This window comes from Vibrio sp. M260118, from assembly GCF_036533755.1.
GTDB lineage: Bacteria > Pseudomonadota > Gammaproteobacteria > Enterobacterales > Vibrionaceae > Vibrio.
In genome coordinates this window covers 1-2,884 of record NZ_JATABG010000415.1, presented here as the reverse complement: position 1 = coordinate 2,884, position 2,884 = coordinate 1, and the positions used below count along the sequence as shown (strand labels likewise).

General features: G+C 46.9%; 3 protein-coding genes. 2 read left to right on the top strand and 1 reads right to left on the bottom strand.

The features are described from left to right. The coding region (locus QTO00_RS17675) for a MerR family transcriptional regulator (protein WP_331425946.1) at nucleotides 1–300 on the bottom strand (300 nt) is incomplete at its 3' end. A 194-nt stretch (nucleotides 301–494) separates the two neighbouring features. Here QTO00_RS17675 and QTO00_RS17670 point away from each other — a divergent pair. Further along, on the top strand, nucleotides 495–1,706 hold the full coding sequence (locus QTO00_RS17670) for a thiolase family protein (protein ID WP_331425945.1): 1,212 nt from the start codon (nucleotides 495–497) through the stop codon (nucleotides 1,704–1,706). Between the two features lie 41 nt (nucleotides 1,707–1,747). After that, on the top strand, nucleotides 1,748–2,884 hold a 1,137-nt coding region (gene mmsA / locus QTO00_RS17665), incomplete at its 3' end, for a CoA-acylating methylmalonate-semialdehyde dehydrogenase (protein WP_331425944.1).

The following is a 2,884-nucleotide window of genomic DNA, read 5'->3' as shown; positions in this document are numbered from 1 at the left end:
ATCATCGAGTTGGCGCATCAGCACCGCCTCCTTCTCATCAATTATCTTGAGCATTTCAGTTAACTGAGTATCACCTTGATGAGTGTCGTACAGCTCAAATAGTTCGCGAATTTCTGCAAGTGAGAAGCCCAGCCTTTTGCCGCGTAGTATCAGTTTCAAACGCGTTTTATCACGTCGGTTGTAAATCCGCATACTGCCTTTGCGCTCGGGTTGAATCAGCCCTTCATCCTCATAGAAACGGATGCTGCGTGTTGTAATGTCGAACTCTTTTGCTAGGTCGCTAATTTTATATTTATCCACTGAAGTTCTTTTCCTAGTTCATTTTTCTTGGGTCTTGAGCCAATCAACATCGGCTGAATCAAAAATCGTCTTGTAGTTTTTAGTTGTTACTTTACGTTTACGTAAATGTTAGTGCTATGCTTACGTAAACGTCAAGAAATTAACCGAGTTCGAATCGAGTTCTTAAGCTAGGAATAAATCAAAGGACCAGTGCCATGCAGGATAACGAGATCTGGATAGTGTCGGCAAAACGTACTCCTATGGGTAAGTTTCAAGGCATGTTGGCTGAATATTCTGCTCCTCAGTTGGGTGCGATGGCGATTAAGGCCACACTTGAGCAAGCCAACCTATTGCCTGATAGCCTAGATGAAGTCTATATGGGCTGCGTACTGCCTGCGGGGTGTGGTCAGGCACCTGCTCGCCAAGCAGCACTGGGTGGTGGCGTCGATCAAAGTACGCCATGTACAACACTCAATAAGGTGTGTGGCTCAGGCATGAAGGCGGTGATGTTCGCATACGATTCGATCAAAGCCGGAGCGATTCAATCTGCTTTAGCCGGTGGAATGGAGAGCATGACTAATGCCCCATATTTGCTTAAAGAGTCACGCAGTGGAATGCGTTTAGGGCACAAAACCACGTATGACCATATGTTCTTAGATGGTTTACAAGACGCCTACCAAGGAGAACTTATGGGCGTTTATGGTCAGCAAATCGCTGACAAGCTCGAGTATACCCGCGAGCGAATGGATGAGTGGGCAAAGCAGTCAGTGTACCGAGCAATCTCTGCGGATAAACAGAATATGTTTGCTGATGAGTTGGTTGAGGTTGAACTCGCTAATGGGCAAGTACTCAATTGTGACGAATTGCCTCGAACCATTGACCCAAACAAGATCCCCCAGCTAAAACCAGCATTTGCTAAACAGGGCACTATCACTGCAGCAAACTCTAGCGCGATATCTGATGGTGCGGCGGCACTATTGGTAATGGATGCGGCTCAGGCTAAGCATCATGAGTTAAAGCCTTTAGCGATTATTAAAGGTCACTCAACTCATGCCAGGCAACCTGCAGAGTTTACCGTTGCGCCAGTTCACGCGATAGAGCAGTTACTGTCACGATTAGATTGGGAAGTGCAAGATGTCGATCTATGGGAGATCAACGAAGCCTTTGCTGTGGTAGCGCAAATTGCCGCCGATCAACTCAAGTTAGACAACAGCAAAGTCAACATTAAGGGTGGAGCTTGCGCATTAGGGCACCCAATAGGAGCAAGTGGTGCACGAATTTTAACTACCCTGGTATATAGCCTAAGACAGCTACAAGCCTATGGAGTCGATGGTGATGCGAGCCGACGCAAAGTGATGAAAGGCATTGCTGCAATATGTATCGGCGGTGGAGAAGCGACGGCAATCGCCATCGAAGTGCCCGTTTAATACTTAGGTTAGTTTAACAAAAAGCTTAAAAGGACAGAGCAATGACACAAATCGTCTCGTTATTTATTGGTGGTGAGTTTTGCCAATCGGAAACCAACGACTGGATAGATGTGACTAACCCAGCCACCAACCAGATTATTGCTGAGTTACCGTGTGCGACGGAAGATGAAATGGAGCGAGCGATTGCCAACGCACAAAGTGTTTTTGAGCAGTGGAAAAACGTCGCTGTGTCTGAACGCGCACGTGTGATGTTGAAGTACCAACATCTGCTCAAAGAGCATCATGATGAGCTAGCAGTTATCGTTTCAAAAGAGACGGGTAAAACAACGGTTGATGCCAAAGGTGATGTTTGGCGAGGCATTGAAGTGGTAGAGCAGGCGGCCAACATTGCCAGCAATATGATGGGGGAAACGGTTGAGAATGTTGCGACCGATATAGACTCCTATTCGTTGATCCAACCTCTGGGTGTTTGCTGTGGGATCACGCCATTTAATTTCCCTGCCATGATCCCTTTGTGGATGTTCCCATTAGCGATAGCAGCAGGTAACACCTTCGTTCTTAAGCCTTCAGAGCAAGTACCATTAACCGCGATGCGCTTAGCTGAGCTATTTGAGTTAGCCGGAGCGCCTAAAGGAACGTTGCAGATTGTTCACGGCAATAAGACTCAGGTTGATTACTTGCTCAAGCACCCAATGATTAAAGCGGTTTCTTTTGTCGGTTCTGTGCCTGTTGCTAAACACATCTATCAAACAGGAACAGCTCATCATAAGCGAGTTCAAGCCTTTGCAGGAGCGAAAAATCATATGGTGGTGATGCCTGACGCAAGCAAAGAGCAAGTGATTAGCAACTTGGTTGGCTCTTCGGTGGGCGCAGCGGGGCAACGTTGTATGGCAATTTCTGTGGCTGTGTTTGTTGGCAGTTCAAAACAGTGGGTTGATGACTTAGCGGTTGAGATGGCGAAAGTTAAACCGGGGGCTTGGAATGATGATCAGGCAGGTTATGGGCCGCTGATCAGTAAACAGGCTAAACAGCGAGTGATTAGCTTGATTGAAGAAGGCAAAGCACAGGGAGCCAAATGCGTACTCGATGGACTGAATTGCAAAGTTGAAGGTTTTCCAGATGGTAACTGGCTAGCACCGACTTTATTTAGCAAGGTGACCACTGATATGGCGATCTAC